Source organism: Lonsdalea quercina subsp. quercina, assembly GCF_000688695.1.
In the GTDB taxonomy this organism is placed as follows: Bacteria; Pseudomonadota; Gammaproteobacteria; order Enterobacterales; family Enterobacteriaceae; genus Lonsdalea; species Lonsdalea quercina_D.
Genome location: NZ_JIBQ01000005.1, coordinates 313043 through 337018 on the forward strand (window position 1 = coordinate 313043; position 23976 = coordinate 337018).

Annotated in this window: 23 protein-coding genes and 1 tRNA gene; 16 read left to right on the top strand and 8 right to left on the bottom strand. The window is 50.2% G+C overall.

All coding sequences use genetic code 11. The features are described 5' to 3' along the window. The first annotated feature begins 33 nt into the window (after positions 1 to 33). The 8 genes from SB13_RS06460 (at position 34) to SB13_RS06500 (ending at position 6593) form a co-directional block, all read left to right on the top strand. Entirely contained in the window at positions 34 to 351 is a 318-nt protein-coding gene (locus SB13_RS06460; RefSeq protein ID WP_235202379.1) for a hypothetical protein, read from the top strand. A 335-nt stretch (positions 352 to 686) separates the two neighbouring features. Then, positions 687 to 1664: a YscQ/HrcQ family type III secretion apparatus protein gene (locus SB13_RS06470; protein ID WP_026739575.1), complete on the top strand. Its 978-nt coding sequence runs from the start codon at positions 687 to 689 to the stop codon at positions 1662 to 1664. 85 nt (positions 1665 to 1749) lie between these two features. Then, positions 1750 to 2397 (top strand): type III secretion system export apparatus subunit SctR, encoded by a 648-nt coding sequence (sctR, locus tag SB13_RS06475; RefSeq protein ID WP_026739576.1) that lies wholly within the window; start codon positions 1750 to 1752, stop codon positions 2395 to 2397. Further along, positions 2394 to 2660 (top strand): EscS/YscS/HrcS family type III secretion system export apparatus protein, encoded by a 267-nt coding sequence (locus SB13_RS06480; RefSeq protein ID WP_026739577.1) that lies wholly within the window; start codon positions 2394 to 2396, stop codon positions 2658 to 2660. Before sctR ends, SB13_RS06480 begins: the two co-directional genes overlap by 4 nt. Beyond that, on the top strand, positions 2657 to 3430 hold the full coding sequence (locus SB13_RS06485) for an EscT/YscT/HrcT family type III secretion system export apparatus protein (protein ID WP_026739578.1): 774 nt from the start codon (positions 2657 to 2659) through the stop codon (positions 3428 to 3430). Before SB13_RS06480 ends, SB13_RS06485 begins: the two co-directional genes overlap by 4 nt. Beyond that, complete coding sequence (locus tag SB13_RS06490; protein ID WP_026739579.1) at positions 3423 to 4490, top strand: EscU/YscU/HrcU family type III secretion system export apparatus switch protein; 1068 nt, start codon at positions 3423 to 3425, stop codon at positions 4488 to 4490. The genes SB13_RS06485 and SB13_RS06490 overlap by 8 nt, the downstream gene beginning before the upstream one ends. A 506-nt stretch (positions 4491 to 4996) precedes the next feature. Then, the gene (locus SB13_RS06495; RefSeq protein ID WP_026739580.1) at positions 4997 to 5797 is read left to right on the top strand and encodes a DUF1460 domain-containing protein; all 801 of its coding nucleotides are present in this window, start codon (positions 4997 to 4999) and stop codon (positions 5795 to 5797) included. Positions 5798 to 5861: 64 nt separating this feature from the next. Beyond that, a complete protein-coding gene (locus SB13_RS06500) occupies positions 5862 to 6593 on the top strand; it encodes a hypothetical protein (RefSeq protein ID WP_051616497.1) in 732 nt (243 codons plus the stop codon). 116 nt (positions 6594 to 6709) lie between these two features. Here the strand turns inward: SB13_RS06500 and SB13_RS06505 are convergent, their stop codons facing one another. Continuing rightward, on the bottom strand, positions 6710 to 6970 hold the full coding sequence (locus tag SB13_RS06505) for a pentapeptide repeat-containing protein (RefSeq protein WP_072000322.1): 261 nt from the start codon (positions 6968 to 6970) through the stop codon (positions 6710 to 6712). Between the two features lie 135 nt (positions 6971 to 7105). Then, positions 7106 to 8205, bottom strand: a protein-coding gene (locus SB13_RS17010; protein ID WP_152545925.1) for an IS3 family transposase whose coding sequence is annotated in 2 segments (ribosomal slippage) — positions 7106 to 7950 and positions 7950 to 8205 — 1101 coding nt in all. Because the reading frame shifts where the segments join, the coding sequence is not laid out codon by codon here. Between the two features lie 944 nt (positions 8206 to 9149). On the opposite strand from SB13_RS17010, the gene SB13_RS06520 reads away from it, so the two are divergent. Further along, positions 9150 to 9749 (top strand): pentapeptide repeat-containing protein, encoded by a 600-nt coding sequence (locus SB13_RS06520; RefSeq protein ID WP_026739583.1) that lies wholly within the window; start codon positions 9150 to 9152, stop codon positions 9747 to 9749. A 595-nt stretch (positions 9750 to 10344) separates the two neighbouring features. Here the strand turns inward: SB13_RS06520 and SB13_RS06530 are convergent. From SB13_RS06530 to aspA, 5 genes are all read right to left on the bottom strand, one after another. After that, a tRNA-Phe gene (locus SB13_RS06530) sits at positions 10345 to 10420 on the bottom strand. A gap of 117 nt (positions 10421 to 10537) precedes the next feature. Then, complete coding sequence (dicD, locus tag SB13_RS06535) at positions 10538 to 11113, bottom strand: division control transcriptional repressor DicD (protein WP_026739584.1); 576 nt, start codon at positions 11111 to 11113, stop codon at positions 10538 to 10540. Between the two features lie 25 nt (positions 11114 to 11138). Next, entirely contained in the window at positions 11139 to 12839 is a 1701-nt protein-coding gene (locus SB13_RS06540; RefSeq protein ID WP_026739585.1) for a protein-disulfide reductase DsbD, read from the bottom strand. Then, positions 12815 to 13147, bottom strand: coding sequence for a divalent cation tolerance protein CutA (gene cutA / locus SB13_RS06545; protein WP_026739586.1), 333 nt, complete (start codon positions 13145 to 13147; stop codon positions 12815 to 12817). The genes SB13_RS06540 and cutA overlap by 25 nt, the downstream gene beginning before the upstream one ends. A gap of 161 nt (positions 13148 to 13308) precedes the next feature. Next, entirely contained in the window at positions 13309 to 14748 is a 1440-nt protein-coding gene (gene aspA / locus SB13_RS06550; protein WP_026739587.1) for an aspartate ammonia-lyase, read from the bottom strand. A 424-nt stretch (positions 14749 to 15172) separates the two neighbouring features. Between aspA and SB13_RS06555 the strand changes: the two genes are divergently transcribed. From SB13_RS06555 to ubiA, 5 genes are all read left to right on the top strand, one after another. Continuing rightward, a complete protein-coding gene (locus tag SB13_RS06555; protein ID WP_026739588.1) occupies positions 15173 to 15643 on the top strand; it encodes an FxsA family protein in 471 nt (156 codons plus the stop codon). A 207-nt stretch (positions 15644 to 15850) separates the two neighbouring features. Next, entirely contained in the window at positions 15851 to 16144 is a 294-nt protein-coding gene (locus tag SB13_RS06560) for a co-chaperone GroES (RefSeq protein ID WP_026739589.1), read from the top strand. A 45-nt stretch (positions 16145 to 16189) separates the two neighbouring features. Continuing rightward, entirely contained in the window at positions 16190 to 17833 is a 1644-nt protein-coding gene (gene groL / locus SB13_RS06565; protein WP_026739590.1) for a chaperonin GroEL, read from the top strand. 873 nt (positions 17834 to 18706) lie between these two features. Further along, positions 18707 to 19228 (top strand): chorismate lyase, encoded by a 522-nt coding sequence (gene ubiC / locus SB13_RS06570; protein ID WP_026739591.1) that lies wholly within the window; start codon positions 18707 to 18709, stop codon positions 19226 to 19228. Positions 19229 to 19243: 15 nt separating this feature from the next. Then, complete coding sequence (gene ubiA / locus SB13_RS06575; protein WP_026739592.1) at positions 19244 to 20107, top strand: 4-hydroxybenzoate octaprenyltransferase; 864 nt, start codon at positions 19244 to 19246, stop codon at positions 20105 to 20107. Positions 20108 to 20147: 40 nt separating this feature from the next. Here the strand turns inward: ubiA and plsB are convergent, their stop codons facing one another. Next, on the bottom strand, positions 20148 to 22607 hold the full coding sequence (plsB, locus tag SB13_RS06580; protein ID WP_026739593.1) for a glycerol-3-phosphate 1-O-acyltransferase PlsB: 2460 nt from the start codon (positions 22605 to 22607) through the stop codon (positions 20148 to 20150). A 131-nt stretch (positions 22608 to 22738) separates the two neighbouring features. Here plsB and SB13_RS06585 point away from each other — a divergent pair, with 131 nt between their 5' ends. Next, a complete protein-coding gene (locus SB13_RS06585) occupies positions 22739 to 23107 on the top strand; it encodes a diacylglycerol kinase (protein ID WP_026739594.1) in 369 nt (122 codons plus the stop codon). Positions 23108 to 23219: 112 nt separating this feature from the next. Continuing rightward, on the top strand, positions 23220 to 23831 hold the full coding sequence (lexA, locus tag SB13_RS06590) for a transcriptional repressor LexA (protein WP_026739595.1): 612 nt from the start codon (positions 23220 to 23222) through the stop codon (positions 23829 to 23831). Positions 23832 to 23976: the final 145 nt, after the last annotated feature.

The following is a 23976-nucleotide window of genomic DNA, read 5'->3' on the forward strand; positions in this document are numbered from 1 at the left end:
AAACATCGTCGGGAGCAGCGCCAGCGGCGGCAAATGGCGGAGATTTCTCGACGGATGACGCAAACGGAGGTCATGCGCGAACAGTGTCAACAACGGCGTTCCCAGGTACTTCAGCTGTTGAGTCAGATACTTAACTGGTCGGGTACGCTGAGCGCCAGGGAACTGATGGAGCAGAAGCAAAAAATGGGGCGCCTTTTTCATGAAGAGATCGACTTGGCGCGTCAGCAACGTGTGTTGTCAGACCAGAAGGCAGAACTGCAAAAACAACGAGATGAGCTGCATTGTGAGCTCTCTGTCACCCTGAAAAAAGTTGAGAAACTCAGGAGCTTGCTCAACGATGAATATGATTAGAGTCGAAGGCTGCCTTTGGCATGACCGACAAGAAAGCGAAGAAGTGCAAACCTCGTCAGGTGACGACAGGTTTATCCGGCTGATGCGGCCGGTAGTGGGAATCTCTCCCGGCACGGTAGGTAAAGCGTCCCGCCCAACACGGAACAATAATCGCTATCGGTTGCTCAGCGGGCCCGCGGCGGGTTTGGTGTGCGACATCGAAGAGCGGGCAGGGCAAACGTATTTGACGGTTTTAGCGCCGCAGCCAGCGCTGTTTACACTCTTGAGCCAGTTTGCCATGTGGTTGAATGACGGTTTGCTGGCTGCTGGCCACCGAGTGACGTTGGAAGNGGTGTATGACGACAATATCGCCTGAAGAAAGTCACCTGGTCCGGTTACTGCCCGCTGATGGCGTCACCCTCTTCGGGCTGCACGTTTCCGCCCAACGAGGGGCGGAGGACCCGAATGGGCGGGTATTTCCGGTCACGGTGGGAGAATCACCTTGTTATATCTGGTTACCGGAGTCGGTCTGGCAGACGTGGTGCGAAGAAACGATGGGGACTGCTGACCCTGATGCCATCGACTCTGTATTGTTATCGGGCATTGCGGAGTGGGGAATGTCGCCGCTGATAGCGTGCAGCGGTGCACAAATGCCTGGCCTGAAGGGCGGCCCGTTACCGTGCAGCATACTGTCCGATTCTATTGCGCCGATCTTTCACTGGCAGATTGAACATCACCACTTTCGCGCTTTTTTGCTGGGGTGGCCTGCGGCTTTTTTTCATTTCCTTGCCGGGAAAATCGTTCCCCGAGTACGGCCAGCGCGTTTACTTCCGCCGCTCACGCTTGCCTGTTATGCCGGGTGGTGTCAGGTATCGATTAATGAACTGAGAATGCTGAGCACGGGCGTCGGGTTGAGTCTGTGTGCTTTTGGCGATCCGCGTGGCGGAGAGTGTGTGCTGCAGCTCGCGACGGGCAGGATGGCACGCGTTTGTGTGGAACCGGAGGGTCGGGTGAAAATTAATGCGCTGGTGCAGGACGTCGAAACCTTGCTGATGGAAAATGACGACGAGAGGGATTCACCGCAGCCACCGTCGATCAACATAGACGATCTGCCGCAAAAGCTGCTGGTGGAAGTCGGGCAGTTGGAGCTGCATCTCGGGGCTCTGCGTACCTTAAGTGAAGGGGATGTATTACCCGCTGAAGCCCAGTTTTCTCCCGAGGTGAAGCTGCGGCTAAATGGACGTGTGATTGGGCTGGGGGAACTGGTCGGTTGCGGCGACCATTTTCTGGTGCGGATTAGTCGTTGGTATCTCAATCCCGCAGAAACGCAGTAAATAGGGACGAATACGGCAAACACCCCATATCGGGCAAGTTATGCGTCGGTTATAACGGATTTTTCGCGGTTTATTAGGAAAAATCATGCTGTTACCTGAGTCTTCCTGGCAGCTTATTACCTTGCTGTTCTTGCTCTCGATGCTGCCGCTAGCCGTGGTGATGGGAACTTCATTCCTCAAACTGGCGGTGGTGTTTTCGATCTTACGTAATGCGCTCGGTATCCAGCAGGTCCCGCCCAATATGGCGCTCTATGGGCTGGCGTTGGTGCTCTCGCTGTTCATTATGGCGCCGACGGTATTAGAGGTAAAAGCCCAATGGCATCCAGTGGCTGAAGCGGGCGCGCCGCCGTGGATGAGCAGTTGGGACAGCCAAGCGTTAGGCCCTTATCGTCAGTTTCTGAAAAAAAATTCTGATGAGAAGGAGGCACATTATTTTCGCAATCTTATTGCCAAAACCTGGCCCGAAAAGGCGCGCCAGCGGGTTAAGCCAGACTCGCTCCTGATCCTGCTTCCCGCGTTTACCGTCAGCCAACTGACGCAGGCGTTTCGTATTGGTCTACTCATCTACCTGCCCTTTTTGGCGATAGACCTGCTGGTGTCGAATATCCTGCTGGCGATGGGCATGATGATGGTGTCGCCAATGACCATTTCCCTACCGTTTAAGTTACTAATTTTTCTGTTGGCGGGGGGATGGGATTTGATTCTTGGCCAACTGGTACAGAGCTTTATATGAATGATGCCAACCTTGCCCACTATGTCACTCAGCTGATGTGGCTGGTGCTGATGACCTCGTTGCCCGTGGTATTCGTCGCTTCCGTGGTAGGGATCATGGTGAGCTTGTTTCAGGCACTGACCCAAATACAGGATCAGACGCTGCAGTTCATGATCAAGCTGCTGGCTGTGGCGCTGATGCTGATGGCGACATATCACTGGATGGGGGGGCTGATCCTGGCTTATACCCGCCATGTGCTGATGCAAATTGGTCTCCGCGGATGATCGGTGAGATCAGCGAGGGGTTAGCCACGGTGGCTTTGGCGATGATGAGGCCATTGGGGCTGACATTGCTATTTCCGTTGCTGCAAACCGGCAATCTGGGGACACCGCTGATCCGCAATGGCGTGCTGCTGGCGGTCATGTTGCCCATGCTTCCTGTCCTCCATGCGCAGCAGATAATCCATCAGAACGGGGACTGGGTTCGCCTGATTCCGGGGGAAATGCTGATTGGCCTTTTATTGGGGTTCTGTGCTGCGATCCCTTTTTGGGCGGTGGATATGGCGGGGTTCCTGATTGATACCCTACGTGGGGCCACAATGGCGACGCTATTCAACCCCGCGATGTCGGTGCAAACGTCGATTTTTGGTCTGCTGTTTAGCCAATTTTTATGCGCGCTTTTTTTTATGGGCGGCGGTTTCAATCTGCTGCTTTCGGCGCTGTATGACTCCTATCATTATCTGCCTCCCGGCAAGACGCTGACGTTCGATCGGTCTTTTTTTGATTTTTTACTGGTTGAATGGAAAGTGTTGTACCGGCTGTGTCTGAGTTTTTCCCTACCGGCGGTGATTTGCATGATGTTGGCCGACCTGGCGCTGGGGCTGCTTAACCGCTCTGCGCAGCAGCTCAACGTCTTTTTCCTCTCCATGCCGATAAAAAGCGCGTTGGCGCTGTTTTTGCTGTTGCTGTCATTGCCCTACGCTTTTCATCACTATCAATTGGAAAGCGATGCGCTATACCACCATGTCAGCCGCTGGTTAGCCAGCCATGAGTGAAAAAACCGAGCAGCCCACCGAGAAAAAGAAAAGAGATAGCCGCCAGGAAGGGCGAGTGATTAAAAGCATAGAGATTACTTCCGGTGTGCAGTTGCTTTCGATATTGGCCTTTTTTCATTTTTTTTCCGACCGGGTCATGCAACGGGTATCACAGCTGATAACACTCTCGGCGCAGCTGATAAACAAACCCTTTGATTATGCCGTGAGCTTCATGTCACAGGCGGTACTGAGTGCCGGAGGCGAAATTTTCGCCATGTTGGGAGGGATGCTGGCGGTGGGCACGATTGCCAGCGTGGTGGCTCAGATTGGGTTTCTCGTGGCGCTCAAGGCAGTCGGCTTCAAAGGTGAAAAAATAAATCCGATCAATAACCTAAAACAGATTTTCTCGGTGCGTAGTCTGGTTGAGTTGCTCAAGTCTTGTTTGAAGGTGGTTTTGCTGTGTCTGATCTTTGTCTATTTGTTCTGCTACTACGCGCCAACGTTTCAGGCGCTGCCTTATTGCGATCCGACCTGCGCGATCCCGCTATTCACGACCTTTGTTCGCTGGATGTGGTATGCGTTGCTAGCGTTTTACATCGTGTTGGGGGTGTTTGATTACGCCTTCCAGAGCCATAACACGATGAAGCAACAGCGGATGAGCAAAGAGGACGTTAAGCAGGAGCGTAAAGACACGGAGGGCGACCCACAAATGAAAATGCGGCGGCGAGAGCTGCAGAGAGAAATCCAAAGTGGGAGTCTTGCCCAGAACGTCAAACAATCCGCCGTGGTGATACGTAATCCTACACACATCGCGATTTGCGTAGGGTTTGACCCGGTTGAAATGCCGGTCCCTAAAGTCTTGGTCAAAGGGGTAGATGCGCAGGTTGCCCATATCGTGAATCTCGCAATGCGAGAATCTATCCCCGTCGTCGAGAACATTGGTCTGGCGCGCCAGCTGTTTCATGATGTGAAATGTGGTGAGACGATCCCGGAGTCTCTGTTTGAGCCCGTGGCGGCGCTACTGAGATTGGTCTTCGATATTGATTATGATGCCGACTCACGGAGTGAGCCGAAAGGTTAATTGCTTGTTGAGCGCAATATCAGGTCATGGCCTGACGTTTTTTGGGAGGGAACGGTTTTAATCTATGCTTCTTTAACGACCATATAAGAGTGAAGAAAATATAGAGGTGTTTATAAAAACGCATCGGGTCTTCGCGTGAGAAGATGCATATGTATGGGGTTTGCGGCGGGCACTCTCTTCATCGGGTTATTATTGCCATTATCACAACCTTTTCATCACTGATTTGATGAATGTATCTTTTATCCCCGTCTGGAGCTCTGTTTTTAAATAAAGATGAGGACGCTAGTTCGGTAAAATAAATACGGAATAAGAAGTCTTAATCGTGATGTTTTCAATCAAAATCCAAATATTTTAATGTAAAAAATGATGTCGATTATTGTGTGAAAAAAACGGCATCATGACTTAAGTATGTTTATCGTTGTTCGATTGTTTAATTGCGCTCATCGATGATGATGAATCTCTCTTTATTATTTTAATTGGTGTGTCTCTGTAAAATGAAACTCAAGATGATAATGAATAGTCTCAGATTATTGTGTCTCCCCCTATTAGTGACGTCATGCTCCTCGGTAGATACCCAACATTATCAAACGGTCATGGATGCGAAGACCGAGAGTAAAGTGAAGCATATTATTATAACGAAAGTGCTTCCAAACTCCGGGAAACAGCATGGGAAATTAGTGAGCGATGTCTCCGCAGAATTTTTAAATACCCCCTATCAGGGGGGAACGCTTATCGGTTCACCAGAGACGCCGGAATCGCTTGTGGCTAATTTCAATGGTGTTGATTGTTTTACCTTGATTGATTATGTAGAGGCGTTGACCCGCAGTCGTGATAAAAACTCGTTTTTGAGCAATCTTGCTAGAACTCGCTATGTTAACGGCAAGGTGAGCTATCTCAGTCGACGCCATTTCTTTTCCGACTGGTTCGCGACAAAACCTTATAATGCCCGTGATGTTACATCGTCAATCAGTCCACATTATCTTACGGAAGAAAAAAAGCTAAATCGTAAGCCTGACGGGGGAGAGTATGTTCAGGGTCTGGGAGTTATTCCCCGCAAAATAAATTATGTTCCAGGCAATGCCATAAACCAAGATGTTCTTCGTCAATTAAAAAATGGAGATTATGTAGGGGTTTATTCTCCACTGAAAGGTTTGGATGTCTCACACACGGGCATTGTTATTAAAGAGGGTGGGCAGGTCTGGTTTAGAAACGCCTCATCACTCTCTTCAAACAGAAAAGTCGTTGACTCTCCTTTTAAGGAGTATATGAGTAAAAAACCGGGCTTCATTGTTCTACGAGCAAAGTAATTAACGAGAGTTGTATGTCATTTGTCTATAATTTTCCGGCAAATAGAATGGGGGGTTAATCACTATGCAAATTGGATTTAATCTGAATAACATTGACTACAAAATATCAGATTCGCTCCTGAGAAATCTTATGGATAATGATGCGGAATTATATGATTTCTCAGTGTTTGAGCGCTTTGTGGACTTTTTTAAGTATTTATTTACGGGGAATAGCACCATCTCTGATTATAGGGCGATATATGAAATCCTATATCCCCATCACTCAACGGTAAAGATTAGCGATCCTTTGTCACTCCGGTCTTGGGGGAGGGGTTTTTACGACCCAACGGAGTGGAGGACGGTTGTCGGTTTTGTCAGACTCATCGAGCAATCTAAGTCTGATGTGATAAGTAGATACTCGATCGTTGAAAATAAACTAGATGAAGAAACATCACTATTAAAAATGAGGGTGGATGGAATCCTCATTGCTGAGGCAATATGCTCTGAGAGGAATCTTTTATTTTTGAAAGAGTATCTTTTTAATGAAAATAACAGTGAGATAATCTTAACGAAGGAAATGGATTGTTTTCAAAAACAGGAGGGTGGACAATATTTACACTTTGAAGACCTGTTGAAAAAGCATTTATCAGCGCAGATGAAAACGGAGAATGTCATCAACAATGATCCACATGTCGGAGATATTAAGGACGAGATTGGGAAAAAAGATGAACACTATGCCAGTGGGGTAGGTTTCAAATTGGCGTTCTCGGCCAACAGTGCGTTAATTAATCGCGCTTTGAGCGTTAACAGGAAGTAATGTTAACTATAGGCATTCTTTAATAAGAACAGCTAAATATAAACCTATTTCTCATATAGTTAGCTGTTCATTTTTTATTAAAAGACGGGCTGACACTGAACGGAGAAGTATAACGATTAAAAATCTTCGAATAACTCAGCCTGTGTAATTTCTCCACCATCCAATGTCGATATAGCACCATCCAATGTCGATAAAGCCAGTTTAACCCGCTCAAAATTTGCGTTGGTAAGGTCGGTATGACTGAATTCCGAAGCAAAGATATCTGCTCCGTTAAAGTTGCAATGTTTTAGGTCGACATCTAAAAATTTGGTTGCCGATAGTCGTGTCGACTCCATGTTCGCTCCGGTGAAATCACAATCCTTCACAGATGAAGCCATGACTTTGGCATATTTCAGGTTTGTATTAATCAATTTTCAGTGTTTGAATTTTGTAAGCACACCCGTTTTAGTTCCACGCATTTTTTGAGAGTTCCGGTTTCTTTGACCTTGGTCCAAAATTAATGCAGGCATAAACTAGAGATCTTTGTCTTTCTGAAGACTTCGAATGAATTCAGCCGGAGTCATGTCATTTAATGACGAATGCGTTCTCTCATAATTATATTCCCTGCGCCAGTTGTCGAGTTTGTCCTGTGCATCGTCCAGTGACAGAAACCAGTGAATATTCAGGCATTCGTCCCGCAGACTACCGTTAAATGATTCGATAAACGGGTTATCTGTCGGTTTTCCGGGGCGGGAGAAGTCTAGGGTAACACCCTGATCATACGCCCATTTATCCAGGTTTTTCGAAATAAACTCGCTGCCGTTATCCGTCTGAATACGTACCGGTAGGCGCTTATCCAGCACCCGCAGCGCCTCCATTACACCGACCACATCTTCACCTTTCAGTGATTTCCCAGCATAGATCGCCAGGCACTCCCGACTAAAATTATCCACTACAGTCAGCATCCGGAAACGCCGCCCGTTAAACAGACTATCCGACACGAAATCCATACTCCAGCACTGATCGACGTGCGTCAGGGCCGGACGCTGTTGGCGACGTGCTGCACTGACATGCCTGCGAGGACGTTTTCTGCGCAGATTGAGACCTTCCAGGCAATAAATACGATGTGTTTTCTTATGGTTAACCCGCCAGCCCTCGCGTCGTAACTGGATATGAATACGTGGACAGCCATACCGTATCCGGGTTTCCGCTATCTCTCGGATGCGTTGGGTGATCGCCCGATCATCACGCCGGCTCTGCCAGTGGTAGACAGTTCTGCTCTGCATCAGCAGGCCGCATCCGCGGCGGACACTGATACGATAAGCTTCAAGCAGGAAATGCACCGCCTGGCGCTTCTGAGCCGGCCTCAGAACTTTCGCTTCAATACCTCCTGAAGCATCTCCTTGTCCAGGCTCAGATCTGCCACCAGCTTCTTCAGCCGCTGATTTTCATCCTCCAACTGCCGCAGACGTCGCAGTTCCGTCACGCCCAGCCCGCCGAATTTCTTCTTCCAATTGTAAAAAGTGGCCTCAGAAATCCCCATCTTTCTGCAGACTTCCCCGACGCGGGTGCCGGTTTCGGCTTGTTTCAGCGCAAACGCAATCTGTTCTTCGGTATAACGGGTCTTTTTCATGGCAATGAGCCTCTCTGGGTAATGGAAGAAAGACCGGATACTTCAGTTTAGACTGGCACTGTTTTCAGGGGGAAGGTCAGTGACATCTATCCTGACAGAGGGGGGGGAAGATCAATCGAATAATGCAAATATCTTCTTTGAGTTTGTAATTATATCAATTATTTTTTCACATTCCATTATAACTTTCCTTTTTTGGCTTCTTAAAATCAATACGTAATTTCTAATGATATAATTCTGTTTACCATTCCATTTGTTATGGCTTGATGATATGTCGACTAAAACAAATCTAATAAATATATATTATTAGCCAGTAAAATTAATACGTTCACAATATAAAAAATGAGAGAGCATTGGAAAGATGCTTCTAGTTTTTTTTACGAATTAATTTATGCAATGCTACCGCCCTTCGCGGGCTGAGCGAATAATTTTTCGAATTGATAGTGTGTCAAATTAATAGCACAGGGAGAAGGAGTTCAAGAAAGGTTAGCAACTGCAGAATCAGAAATTTACAAACAGGAGATAAGGCTATATTGCGGGAGATGTTTTAAATATAAGAAACATCGTATTGATGTAAGTTTTGAGTGATCAATGAAGTAAGATTGAATTATAATCCCTTAATCCCTTAATCCCTTAATCCCTTAATCCCTTAATCTAATTCTTCAATCCTTTGAAGTCCTCCTGCACATATACATTTTAAATGCATTGCAAAAAATCTTATGTTTACCATTACTTAACTTTAATAATGTATACACTAGAAATCACTCCTTTTCAAAGGCATACTAACAAAATTAAGAAACAAAATGAAGATAAAAGTAACATAAAGCTACATTGATGTTAGTCGATTGACTTGAGTTAATTGCATTTCTTGTACCAAAACTTTTTTTTGGACAGAAAAACCCTATCATCCTAGTACAGTCGATGAGAGTGATTGTAAAGAGGCCAATTTGTCAGCTATAAAAAGTAAGCATGAATATTTCGAATCTACTTTTTCAAGAGTAGATCTTTCAGAATGTGTTGTACAAAACTCAAAATTTGAAGATTGTGACTTCGATAATTGTAACTTTTCTGGTGCCAGTTTTATTAAATGCAAGTTTAATAACTGCACATTTAATCATTGCAATCTTAACATAACTGAAATAATCGATAGCAGACTCTATGAAGTGAATTTCAATGAATGCAAACTTTCAGGTATTGATTGGACAAAGGCCAATTGGACCTCTTTTAATTTAGATTATGAGCTTAAATTTAGCAGATCCATATTAACTAACTCTTCGTTCATGGGATTGAAGTTACAAGGCATTATAATGGATGAATGCAAGGTTGTTGATGTGGATTTTAGAGAGTGTGATCTTTCCAAGGGGGTATTTTCAGGCTGTGACCTACATGGAAGTTTATTTAATAAAACAATATTGCGCTCAGCCAATTTCACGGAATCATGGGACTATAATATTGATGTATTGAATAACTACGTTGATAAGGCAAAATTTTCGAGGGCAGAGGCTGTTTCACTCCTTGAAGGATTAGGGATTGAATTAGAAGATTAATAACATTTAAATTCACTGCACAAACAGATATATTTAAAAATTTGTAACATGCAGTGAAGATTGATTTAATTAATTATTTCATCGTAAATCAATCACAGTTATTTTAATTCTAGGATATCACAATCAATCTTGGCTAGGATGACTATAATTATTATAAAAATTTTGACCGTTTATCTGATCCAGAAAAATATTTTATGGAGCCATGTAAGTTAGGTTTTTTAGCTTCAATGATTATAAAAAAGAATAGTTATTATCAGGATAGATTGACATTTCGCTTAAAAATTAAAGTGATAGACATAATCTTTGGGACTTGGGACTTGGGACTTGGGACTTGGGACTTGGGACTTGGGACTTGGGACTTGGGACTTGGGACTTGGGACTTGGGACTTGGGACTTGGTTGACATAAGCCACAATGCTTGCAATCATTTCTTTCTACGAGAAAAGGGTATCAGCGTGAACTGATACCCTTTCTTGAAGATTTTTATATTCAATCTTGGATGATGCATCTGTCAATGCAGTCACCGTTGCTTTGAACACCATCTTCGTTTAGACACCCGTTAGAGATCTCACTTCTAACCAGTGTGCTTCGATGTATGGTGCCCGGACTCGGAATCGAACCAAGGACACGGGGATTTTCAATCCCCTGCTCTACCGACTGAGCTATCCGGGCAACGGGGCGCATTAAACCGTATTGGTTCCGCGCCGTCAACGGCTTTATGGGAAAATAGCGCTGACTGCTGACTTTTCAGTCAAAGGCATGCTATCTGATATATATCAGGGGCCTGGCTTAGCTAAGCGCCCCGTTTTGGCGGCAACAAGCGATGCGCAAAACGTCTTCCGCCAACCGTTTGGCGACGGCAATATCGGCGATTTGGCGCTTCACCAGCAGTTTGCTCAGGCAACCCTCTAAAATCAGCTCCATCTGTTGTGCGACCATCGCAGGATCGTCTGTTTCCAATTCGACCAGCAGCGCCTTGGTGTAGTGGTACGACGCCTGCTTTTGCTGCTCGGCCAGTTGGTGGATAGGGTGGTGAACGTCAGGGTAAAAACTGCAGGCTGCGATGAATAAACAGCCCGGGTAACGCCCTTGTTTAACCGCTTCGTGCAGGACGTGATAACGCGCCAAGAGCTTTTGCTCAACATCACGCGATTCGTCCAGCATCAGTCGTCTGCGCCAACCATCAATTTGCTGGCTGTGATAGCGCAGGCTGTCGTATAGCACCGCTTCGTCGTCCGGCCAGAAGGGGGCCAGCTCGTCCACAGAAATGTGCAGACTGTCGGCCAGTTTTTCCCGTGTCATGGCGGTGAAACCATGCTGTTCCAGCAAGGTCAGCGCATGCTCCAGAACTTTTTCCCGTTGCATGGGTCCTCCTCTCAGTGCGTGACCGTTAATCAACAAGTGTCGTTGACGGAGATAGTTTCTGCAAATGCGATCGGAACTGCGCCGCATCCATAAAACCAGTAATGCGCGACCCCGGAATTTCTTTGCCGGAGGCGTCGAAAAACAGAATGCTCGGCAGGCCGAGTACCTGCAACTGCGTCAGTAGGGCGTTCTGCTCGGGCGTATTGGCCGTCACGTCGGCTTGCAGTAGCCGCAGGCGCGACATTTGACGCTGAACTTCGCCGTCGCTGAATGTGACCTTCTCGAACGACTTACAGGCCGCGCACCAGTCGGCGTACAGATCCAACATAGTTATCTTGTTGCTGTCACGAAGCGCGGCATTCAACTCATTCACAGTGTTAATCGGCGAGAAAGCGGTGCCGGAAGAGGATTTGGTAGGCGTTGTGGCCGAGGTGAACAGCCAGTCTTGTATCGGTCGAACCGAGATCAACGCGCCGAGCAGCAGTAAGACCTGCAGACCCCGAATCCATCCTCCTTGCCCACGCAGACTGAGGGCGAACGCCCAGCCGAAGAAGGTGACGCCGAGGAGTCCCCATAGTCGCCAGGCCCAATCGTCGCCGAGCAGACGCGTCAGCAGGAATATGGGTAGCGCCAGCATCGCGAAGCCACAGGCCTCTTTAATGTGGTTCATCCAAGGGCCGCTCTTCGGGAGGATGCGGTTGCCGAACAAGGTGACGCCAATTAACGGCAGCCCCATCCCCAGCGCATACAGGTACAACGTTCCGCCGCCTGCCAGCATATGGCCGCTTTGGGCGATATACAGCAGCAGCGCGCTGAGTGGGGCGGTGGTGCAAGGTGAGCAAATCAGACCAGCGAGCGCGCCCATTAAAAAGACGCCATACAATGAACCGCTTTCCTGTCGGTTACTCCAGTCAATGAGTCGCGTTTGCATGGCGGAAGGTAACTGCAGGTTAAAGAGCCCGAACATGGAAAGCGCCAACAGGGTGAACATCAACGCCAACCCTATCAGGACGTAAGGATGCTGTAACGCCGCCTGAAAGCGCAGACCCGCCGCCGCCACGACCAATCCCAGCAGCGTATAGGTTAGCGCCATGCCTTGCACATAGGCGAAGGCTAGCAGCAGAGTGCGTCGAGCGGAAAGACGTTCGCGCCGCCCCAGAATCAAGCTGGAGATCAGTGGGTACATCGGCAGCACGCAGGGTGTAAAGGCGATCCCGATACCAATCACTATGGCCCACCACGGCGAAAACGGCAGCGGTGGCGCGGTGGACGACTTTTCCCCCGTATCCCATTGGCTAAGCGGAATGCTGAGTTGCTCTGGCGGATAGCAGAATCCGGCATCGGCGCAGCCCTGATAGCTGACCCTTAAGGTGCTGCCCGGTGGGATCCCATCCAGAGGAATATTCAGTTGCAGGCGGTTTCGGAAAATATCGACCACGCCGAAAAAAGCGTCCTGATGACGTTCGGCGGCCGGAAAATCAACCTGTGTGAGCGTCGTGCCGCCTGAGTGAATCACTATTTTTTGGCGATACAAGTAATAGCCGGGGTGAATAATCCATTGAAGTGTTAACTGCTTCCCCTGTTGCTGGAAGTCGAAGACAAACGCCTGCGCGGCGGGCAGAAAACGAGACGTTTGCGCGCGTCCAAAGGGATTGTCGGCAGGCGCGACAGCGGTAAAAAGCAATGTGCCGAATAGGAGAATCAGCGTAAGGACGCGTTGAGCCATGAGAGATAATCGTTATCGCCGTCGTGAACCGGGAGCGCCAATAATTCCGGCGTTTGGTAGGGATGCTGCTGTTTCAGCAACGTAAACAGGTCTTGAAGGTGCGCCTGATCGCTTTTCAGCATCAGCTGGATTTCCTGCTGTTGCTCCAATTTACCTTCCCAGCGATAAAGCGACGTGGCGCCTGGCAATAGCGTGACGCAGGCCGCCAATTCGGCTTCCAGCGCGGCGGCGGCTAACACTCTGGCGCTGGCGTCGTCGGGGGCCGTACACAGTACCACCACGGCGTCGCAGGCGTTGGGTTCAGACATAATGACCTCAGCAGCGGAAACGTGAAATGTCGCCACACTATACCTTGAGGCCAGCATGAGCGTAAGCGCGGATCGTGTTGAAAGTAGACGCTTCGGAAAGTGCGGGGAGTCACAGAATCTCCCTTCGCCGCCGAGTGTGGGGGCGAAGGGAGCGGAGAAGGTTACTGCGGTTCGTTTTCGTCAGTGTAACGTTTCGCTTTGTAGGCCGGGTGCATCAGGTTCTGCACGGAGAAAATATCGTCCAGCTCCGCTTCGGTCAGCAGACCACGTTCCAACACGACTTCACGTACGCTTTTTCCGGTTTCGGCGCAGATCTTACCGACGATGTCGCCGTTATGATGACCGATAAACGGGTTAAGGTAGGTGACGATGCCGATAGAGTTGAATACGTAGGATTCACAGACCGACTGATTGGCGGTGATGCCGTTCACGCATTTTTCCAACAGGTTGTAGCAAGCGTTGGTCAGAATGTGGGTGGACTCAAACATGGCCTGTCCAATCACGGGTTCCATCACGTTCAGCTGAAGCTGGCCTGCTTCGGCCGCCATCGTGACGCAGGTATCGTTGCCGATAACCTTGAAGCACACCTGATTGACCACCTCAGGAACAACCGGATTGACCTTCGCCGGCATGATGGATGACCCGGCCTGCAGCTGAGGCAGGTTGATCTCGTTGAGGCCAGCGCGAGGGCCGGAGGAGAGCAGGCGCAGATCGTTACAGATTTTCGACAGCTTGACCGCCAGACGTTTGAGCGCGCTGTGCACCATGACATAAGCGCCGCAGTCGGACGTGGCTTCAATCAGGTCTTCCGCGGAGACGCAGGGCAGTTGGCTCACTTCGGACAGCTTCTGCACGGCCAATTGCTGGTAGCCGTCCGGCGTGTTCAGCCGGGTTCCGATCGCCGTCGCGCCCAGGTTTACCTCCAGCAGCAGTTCTGCGGTGCGCAGCAGGTTTTTGTTCTCTTCCTGCAGCAGAATGTTGAAGGCGTGAAACTCCTGGCCCAGGCTCATCGGCACGGCGTCTTGCAGCTGGGTCCGTCCCATTTTCAGGATGTTTTCAAATTCTTTGGCCTTACGCTCGAACCCTTCGCCCAGATGCGTATTGGCATCAACCAGCTTCAGGATCGCGTTGTAGAGGGCGATACGGAAACCGGTCGGATAGGCATCGTTGGTCGACTGACACTTATTCACGTGATCGTTGGGGTTGAGGTATTGGTATTCGCCCTTTTGGTGTCCCATCAGTTCGAGACCGATATTGGCCAGCACTTCGTTTGTGTTCATGTTCAACGAGGTGCCTGCTCCGCCCTGGAAGACATCCACCGGGAACTGGTCCAAACATTTGCCGTTGTTGAGCACTTCGTCGCAGGCGCGAATGATCACGTCGGCGATTTTACGTGGGATGGTCTGCAGTTCGCGGTTGGCCATTGCCGCGGCCTTTTTCACCATCACCATGCCGCGGACGAAATCAGGAACGTCGCTGATTTTCTGATTGCTGATGTAAAAGTTTTCAATAGCGCGAAGGGTGTGGATGCCGTAATAAGCATCGGCGGGTACTTCTCGGCTGCCTAACAGATCTTCTTCGATACGGATATTGTCTGACATAAAGAGCCTTCTCTACTCTTCTATAAGTTAGCGTTTATACAGCTTATCGTAATGCATTTTCCCAATTGGGATGGTGTATCTGACCGATACTAAGGGCTATCGCATTATTATATTCTTAACCTGTACGTGAAATAGTCGCCTTGATCACATCTGGGCATTCCATTGTCTGTCTCCTGAGTGAATCGTAACGAATAGTCACGCCGTGTGACTATAGATAAAAAACGTAAGCAGCCAAAAAAAACCATGCGCATAGGTTGAAAAGTAGCGTATGAGCTACCATTTCAACAGTATTGTAACGAGATGACAGGCGCGTTGAATGCTCTACCGAGAGCCGTTTATGACTGCGTCAATAGCATATTACGAGCGCCAGTTTTAGGAATATACTTTTTATCAATACGTTAAATATCAATTACAGGAGCACCGGGTGCGCTGGATACCGTTAATACTGATTTTCCTGTTGGCCTACATTGAAATCTTCATTTTCATCCAGGTCGCCCACGTGCTGGGTATCGCTATCACGCTGCTGCTGGTGGTGTTTACCTCTTGCCTCGGTGTTTCACTGGTCCGCAATCAGGGAATCAGAACCTTTATTCAAATGCAGCGAAAAATCGAAGCGGGGGAAAGCCCGGCCGCGGAAATGGTCAAAAGCGTTTCGCTGGTGATGTCAGGATTTCTGCTGCTGGTGCCGGGGTTCTTCACCGACTTCCTCGGTCTGCTGTTGCTACTGCCGGCGTTGCAAAAGCATCTGACGTTGAAACTGATGCCGCATTTGCATCTCTGGCGTTCACGTTCGGGTCCGGACGGAGCACAGGGCGATGTTTTCGAAGGCGAATATCAACGTAAAGATCAACGCCCTGAACGACTCGAAAAGCATGACGAAAACGACGACCGCTGATTCAGGCGGTCTTTTTTTGTTAGCTATCTGATCTTTGGCATTTTTTTCTTAGGCCGTGAATAAAGTGCGAACAAAGCGAAAAAATTTTGCCTTTCTCCCTTGAAGCCCGTCGAAACGTCCCCACTTACTTTTCCACAAGGTCGGATATAAAAGCATATCCGGCATGTTACCTAAACTGACATGGACTTTCTCAAAGGAGAGCTATCAATGAAAATTCGTCCATTGCATGACCGCGTTATCGTCAAGCGCAAAGAAGTTGAATCAAAATCAGCTGGCGGCATCGTTCTGACCGGTTCTGCAGCGGGTAAATCTACCCGTGGCGAAGTCCTGGCTGTGGGTCATGGGCGTATCCTGGAAAACGGTGAAGTTAAACCGCTGGATGTGAAAGTTGGCGATATCGTTATTTTCAATGATGGTTATGGCGTGAAGACAGAAAAAATCGACAACGATGAAGTGCTGATCATGTCCGAAGGCGACATCCTGGCAATCGTTGAAGCCTAATCGCGCGTAATCCTCTGAACTGAACGAATTTAAGGGAAACAACCAATGGCAGCTAAAGACGTAATTTTCGGTAACGACGCTCGAGTAAAAATGCTTCGCGGCGTGAATGTACTGGCTGATGCAGTGAAAGTCACCCTGGGGCCGAAAGGTCGTAACGTAGTGCTGGATAAATCCTTCGGCGCTCCGACCATCACCAAAGACGGCGTGTCCGTCGCCCGCGAAATCGAACTGGAAGACAAGTTCGAAAACATGGGTGCTCAGATGGTTAAAGAAGTGGCTTCCAAAGCGAACGACGCTGCTGGTGACGGTACGACTACCGCTACCGTACTGGCGCAGTCCATCGTCAACGAAGGTCTGAAAGCCGTTGCCGCGGGTATGAACCCGATGGACCTGAAACGCGGAATCGACAAAGCCGTTATCGCCGCGGTCGAAGAATTGAAAAAACTGTCTGTGCCTTGCTCTGACTCTAAAGCCATCGCTCAGGTAGGTACCATCTCCGCTAACTCCGACGACACCGTGGGCAAGCTGATTGCCGAAGCGATGGAAAAAGTCGGTAAAGAAGGCGTGATCACCGTTGAAGAAGGCACCGGCCTGCAGGACGAATTGGACGTGGTTGAAGGTATGCAGTTCGACCGTGGTTACCTGTCTCCTTACTTCATCAACAAGCCGGAAACCGGTTCTGTTGAGCTGGAAAGCCCGTACATCCTGCTGGCTGACAAAAAAATCTCCAACATTCGCGAACTGCTGCCGGTACTGGAAGCTGTTGCCAAAGCAGGCAAACCGCTGCTGATCATTGCTGAAGACGTTGAAGGCGAAGCCCTGGCGACTCTGGTGGTGAACACCATGCGCGGCATCGTGAAAGTCGCTGCTGTTAAAGCACCGGGCTTTGGCGACCGTCGTAAAGCCATGCTGCAGGACATCGCTACCCTGACTGCGGGTACCGTGATCTCTGAAGAAATCGGTCTGGAGCTGGAAAAAGCAACGCTGGAAGATCTGGGTCAGGCTAAACGCGTTGTCATCAACAAAGACACCACCACTGTGATTGACGGTGTTGGTGAAGAAGCGACTATCCAGGGCCGTGTTTCTCAGATCCGTCAGCAGATCGAAGAAGCGACCTCTGATTACGATCGTGAAAAACTGCAGGAACGCGTAGCGAAACTGGCTGGCGGCGTTGCGGTTATCAAAGTCGGTGCGGCTACCGAAGTTGAAATGAAAGAGAAAAAAGCGCGCGTTGAAGATGCCCTGCACGCGACCCGTGCTGCGGTTGAAGAAGGCGTGGTTGCCGGTGGTGGTGTTGCGCTGGTTCGCGTGGCGAATGCAATCCGTTCACTGACTGGCGAAAACGAAGATCAGAACGTGGGTATCCGTGTTGCGCTGCGCGCGATGGAATCTCCTCTGCGTCAGATCGTCTCCAACGCCGGTGAAGAGCCGTCTGTCGTTGCTAACAACGTGAAAGCGGGCGAAGGTAACTACGGTTACAACGCCGCTAGCGAACAGTACGGCAACATGATCGACATGGGTATCCTGGATCCGACTAAAGTAACGCGCTCTGCTCTGCAGTACGCTTCTTCCGTCGCTGGCCTGATGATCACCACCGAATGTATGGTGACTGACCTGCCGAAAGAAGATAAAGCAGACTTAGGCGCTGCTGGTATGGGCGGCATGGGCGGTATGGGCGGCATGATGTAAGATGCGTTAAGCATCGCATCATCAGCTTAGGAAGCGACTGACGGCGCTTATAACGCCAGCATCCTTCCAAGCCCTGATAGCCAATAAAAACGACTGGGTCATAGCGGCCCGGNCGTTTTTTTATGTCGTTCCGTCATGCGGGCTGTTTGAGGCAGGACTCATCCTCAGCCGAATTAAAGCGCTGCGGCGGGACATTGCATTATATTGACGGGTATCCCCTTCTTTCGGGCGGAGAAAACACCGCTTAAATACCCGTTATAAAGTGAGGGTAAATAATTGGGACACCGTGGTTGCCGAGAGACAAAAGTCCGATTAATTAAAGGCAAATTTAATTGTGTTCTAAACTCCATCATCGATACGAAATAAACCAGAGGCGAGGGTTGATCAATGATGTGATGAAAACCTTAGCGCGACCAATGATGCAGACGCGGTTTTCCTCGAGTTGAAACATACCTTTTCAGGCGATAGATTATCCATCCTCATTGTGTGGTTTTTTCCCTTACAATCAGACAATTAGCATTTTTCGTCGTAAGCTGTTTTAATCCCAAAGCGTAAAAATGAGCCATGCTATTAATAGCTGGATTTTTATTATATTAATAACGCATTCAGCGGCGGTGGCGGGTGAATTCATCTTTGCTTCATCGCATTGAAATATCATGAAATCAGGGGACATGGCCGGTTTTAAGTCTCTATCCAGATTTCATGCGGCTCACTGAAGTCCTATTGACTCCGGGTGAGTTTATTGGCGTAACGAATGTATGAAAATCATGCAGATCATGAGTCCCAGCGGTTGAACGAGTTATCAATGCGCTATTCTACGCTACAATGGAAACCGTTTACTTTATTTACTAAACCCAAGGCGAGGAGGGGGCAATGACAGATGAGACGGTAGACCTCCTGCGCCCGGTGACATGGTGCGAGTTCGCTGATGTCCCCGCGGTAGTCTCCGAGTGGCTCGCCTATCGAGACTCAATGACCGTGCGATTGGAGACCCATTGCCGGCGTCTCGACGTGGAGGTCACCCACGAAGGTTTTATCTCGCCATCGGCCTTAGGGGAGGCGTTGCCGCTATTGCCCGTCAGCGAACGCTTCTGGCTCCGGGAAGTGACGCTGTATGGCGACGGCAGACCCTGGCTATTTGGCCGTACGGTGATCCCTGAGCGCACGCTGCAGAAATCAAACCAAGCGTTGACGCAGATTGGGCGTGAGCCTCTTGGACGGTATCTTTTTCAACAGGGCGCGCCGGAACGCGATTTTATCAATCCGGGACGTAGCGGCGATCTGTGGGCTCGCCGTTCACGACTGCGGTTGGCGGGCCATCCTTTATTGCTGACAGAAGTTTTTTTGCCTGATGCCCCTATTTATTCTCCGCTCAGTTCTGATGCTGAACGGTAGAGAGGAGACGATGCGTTGGAACGAATTTTAACGACGGGACGGTGGATGGCGTATTGTCGCCTGATGCGGATCGATAAGCCGATAGGCTCTCTGTTGCTGCTGTGGCCTACGCTGTGGGCGCTATGGCTGGCAGGGCGCGATGCACCAGCAAGCTGGACGCTCTGGGTGTTCGTGCTAGGCGTATTCCTGATGAGAGCGGCGGGTTGCGTCATTAACGACTATGCCGACCGCCATTTTGACGGTCATGTGAAGCGCACGGCATCGCGGCCCTTACCCAGCGGTATGGTCAGTGAACAGTCGGCCAAAGCGCTGTTTGTGATCCTGGCGCTGGTCGCGTTTGCGCTGGTGCTGACGTTGAACACCATGACGATCTGGCTGTCGGTCGCCGGGCTGGCTCTGGCCTGGGTTTATCCCTTTATGAAGCGGTTCAGCCATCTGCCTCAGGTTGTGCTGGGCGCGGCTTTTGGCTGGTCGATCCCCATGGCCTATGCCGCCGTCAGCGAGTCGCTGCCTGTCAGCTGCTGGCTGATGTTTTTCGCTTACCTGTGCTGGACCGTGGCCTACGATACCGAGTATGCGATGGTCGACCGCGATGATGACCTCAACATCGGCGTGAAGTCGACGGCTATCCTGTTCGGTCGTTACGACACGGTTATCATCGGTGTGCTGCAGCTGTTGATGCTAGGGGCGATGGTGATTTTAGGACGTATTTCAGACCTCGGCGCCGTGTACTATTGGTCGTTGCTGGCGGCGGCGGGGCTGTTTGTTTATCAGCAGACGCTGATCGCGGGACGGGATCGCGATAATTGCTTTAAGGCTTTTCGCAATAACAACTATGTAGGGATGGCGCTGTTCGTCGGGATAGCGCTGAGTCTGTAGAAAAAAGGCCTGCGGCGGCGAGCCGCAGGCACATGTCTTATTACTTCACTTCGTTATTCTGTTGCACCGTCGGCGCCGTTACGACTACGGCGGGGCTTTCGATCGTCAACCTGACTTCCGGCGTAATCACGTCGCCCAAAATCGCATAGATCGCCTGCACTTTTTCCAGCACGGCATCGCCGCTGTCGCTGATGTAGCCTTCGCTGCGCAGCGTATTGACCAGCGTGGAAAAGACCGCCTTATCAAAGAACTCCGGCGCGTTGATGCCGTGCAGGAGGGACAGGCGCTGCGCCATCGCACGGCTTTCTTTCTCCAGCGTACCGCGATTGATCGTCGGGTCGCCCTTCAGCAGCAGGAAGGTGATGGCGTATCGCTGTAGCGTTTCGATAACGCCAGCGGCCAGCAGCTGCAGCGGGCGGCTACGCTCGCTATTCGGCGTCAGATTTTCGCCCTCAGTCACGATCAAGCGCTGATTCGCCAGCTCGGACGTCAATGCCTGCAGGACATCGGCCAGCTGCGCCGTTTCGTAGTGCAGGAACAGCTCCGCTTTCAGCAACGGATAGATCAACGTCACCTGGCGTAACAACTCAGCCTGCGTAATGTGCCGGTGGTACACGATAATGCTGGCGACCAGAGACGGCAGGATCAGCAGATGCTGAATATTGTTGCGGTAATAGGTCATCAGCACGGCCTGATCGCTCGGAAGGCTGATGATGGTACCCAGCTTGTCGTTTTCGACCGTGAATTTGTCCATCTTCAACGCATGGTCGATCAGTTCGGCAGGCGTTTTATCCGGTGTCGTCGTGTTCTCGGTATAGGGCACGTTGCGCATCAGTTGCAGATAGCACTCGAGCTGTTCTTCCAACTGCGTACGGGTCATTGCGCGTTGCGGCGACACCAGAAGGGCGGTTGAACACAGATTCATGGCGTTGGCCGCCGCGGCATTGTTGATGCGTACCATGATGTCGGAGGCAATGTCCTGCACGGTAGGCGTCAGCCAGGCGGGGCGCTGCGCTTCGATCGGGTCGATGGCGTCGCGCCACTGCGGAACCTTGTTGTTGAGGTAAGTCATCAGCGGCAGCGGTTCGCCGAAGTTGACGTAACCCTGTCCCAGATTACGCAGCTTGCGAAGTCCGCGCACCATCTGGAGAAAACCTTCTTTTTCCTTGGTGGCGCCGCGCAGCTCTTTGGAGTAAGTGCCTACTTCCATCACATGCTCGTAGCCGATGTAAATCGGCACCAACGTAATGGGGCGCGTGCCGCCGCGCAGCATGGCCTGCAGCGTCATCGCCAGCGTGCCCGTTTTCGGATCCAGCAGGCGACCGGTGCGCGAGCGTCCGCCTTCGACGAAGTACTCTACCGAATAACCGCGGGTGAACAGTTCGCCGAGATACTCGCGGAATAGGGTGGAATACAGCTTGCTGCCTTTGAAGGTTCGACGGATGAAGAATGCGCCGAGGCGGCGGAAGATAGGACCCGCCGGCCAGAAGTTCAGGTTAATGCCCGCGGCAATGTGCGGCGGCACCAGCCCCTGGTGATACAGCACGTAAGAAAGCAGCAGGTAGTCCATGTGGCTGCGGTGACAGGGAACATAAACGATTTCATGGCCGTCTTGAGCCAACTGCCGAACGCGCTCAGCGTTATGGACGTTAATCCCTTGATACAGCCGGTTCCAGGTCCAGCCCAGCACGCGGTCTGTCAGACGCACCGCTTCATAGGAGAAGTCGGCGGCGATCTCTTCCAGCATCGCAATTGCGTTCTGCTGGGCTTTCTCACGCGAGATTTTCTTGGCTCGGGCTTCGTCATCCACCGCTTTGGCGATGGCTTTCGACGACAGCAGTTTCTTGAACAGCTCCTGTCTGACCGGCAGGCGCGGACCGACGGCGGCTAGTCGCAGACGAGCGAAGTGCATACGCGCCACGCGAGCCAGTTTGTGGGCGATGGAGTTATCCGTGCCGTGCTCTGTTGCCATATAGCGCAGCGATACTGGCGTCGAGAAACGGACGAAGCTGTCGCGTCCCAGCCACAGAACCGCGAAGAATTTTTCGATACCGTTCAGCAGGCGCAGCTGAGGCGCTTCCTGCTGGTGCCCTTCGCGTCCAGGCGAGCGGCCGAACATCACTGAAACCGGCACCATCTGGACATCCAGCGACGGATTATCGCGATGCAGATCCAGATAGTCGTGGAAAAGTTTGATGGATTTCTCTTTGGGCACGTAGTAGCGAAATATGCGTGGGCCATTATTGACGAAGACGTAGCTTGGCAGCGCCTCACCGTCGACAATCAAGGGTTCAAGCGGATCCTGCAGCCCCAGTGCAAGGCACTTTTCACGCAGCGTCAGTAAGTCCGCTTTGGAGTTGTAGGGCAGAACGTAGAAAATAGGACGTGTAGGATCGATATCCAGCTCAGCGATCGGATCCAGAGGGATAATTTTGCTCTTTACCAAAAGTTTCAGAGGGAAATTCAATAATTTATAGTAGATTTTACGCCAACCTGACATAACAACTGAGAACCTCTTATTAGCAATGCGCCGCAAGGATAACAGAAACCTTATCGGATATCTGTGGTCATGAGACAATGGGGTGACGCGAAAATTGCGTTCGAAACTAAATAAAAAGGGAGTAAGCAAGGATCATGAATAAGGCGACCGGGATTACCCGCCTTGTCAAAGCAACGGGCTATTCGTTGCAGGGACTTAAACAAGCATGGAGGCATGAAGCGGCCTTTCGTCAGGAAACCATTCTTACTCTGGCAGGCATTATTATTGCCTGTTGGTTGCCAGTTTCAATATTAGAACGGTTATTGTTGATTGGCGCGGTAGTGCTGATTGTGATCGTCGAGTTGCTGAATAGCGCTATCGAAGCCGTGGTGGACAGAATTGGCCCGGAATATCATGAGCTTGCAGGGAGAGCGAAAGATTTGGGGTCGGCTGCGGTGTTGGTGGCTTGCCTGTTGGCGGCCGTGGTCTGGGGTGTCTTGCTGTGGGGCCATTTTGCGTGATGGCTCTCATGAATGACGCCAAAAAACAAGGCATAACGCGATTTCTCAGTTCCCATAGGCAGTTTCCCTGTATATACTCACAGCGAAACTGTATAAACAACCAGGGGGCGGAATGAAAGCTTTAACGACCAGACAACAAGAGGTTTATGATCTTATTCGCGATCATATTTCACAAACCGGTATGCCACCCACCCGAGCAGAAATCGCTAAGCAGCTGGGATTCCGCTCTCCTAATGCCGCTGAAGAACACTTGAAAGCCCTCTCCCGTAAAGGCGTGATTGAGATCGTCACCGGCGCATCCCGCGGTATTCGTCTGTTGATGGAAGAAGAGTCGCTCGGCCTGCCTTTGATTGGTCGCGTTGCCGCAGGGGAACCGCTGCTGGCTGAGCAGCATATCGAATGTCATTATCAGGTCGATCCGGCCATGTTTAAGCCAAATGCCGATTTTCTGCTGCGCGTCAGCGGTATGTCGATGAAAGATATCGGTATTCTTGATGGCGATTTACTGGCTGTGCACAAAACGCAGGATGTTCACAACGGTCAGGTTGTTGTGGCGCGCATTGAAGATGAAGTCACGGTAAAACGATTGAAGCAGCAGGGCAACAAAGTGCAGCTGTTGGCTGAAAACAAAGAGTTTTCCCCTATCGTGGTGGATTTGAGCAAGGAAAACTTTTCCATTGAAGGGTTGGCCGTCGGCGTCATTCGCAACAGCGATTGGAGTTGATAGACCGGCTTGCTGAACGCCCCGTTTATGCCTCTTCCGTTACGTTTGGTCTTTCTTGCTGAACGTAACGGGCGAAACCAAAGCAAAGTCAGACATTTTCCGCCAACGTGATGCTTCATCCCCTCTCTAATTTCTTCTCTTCCTA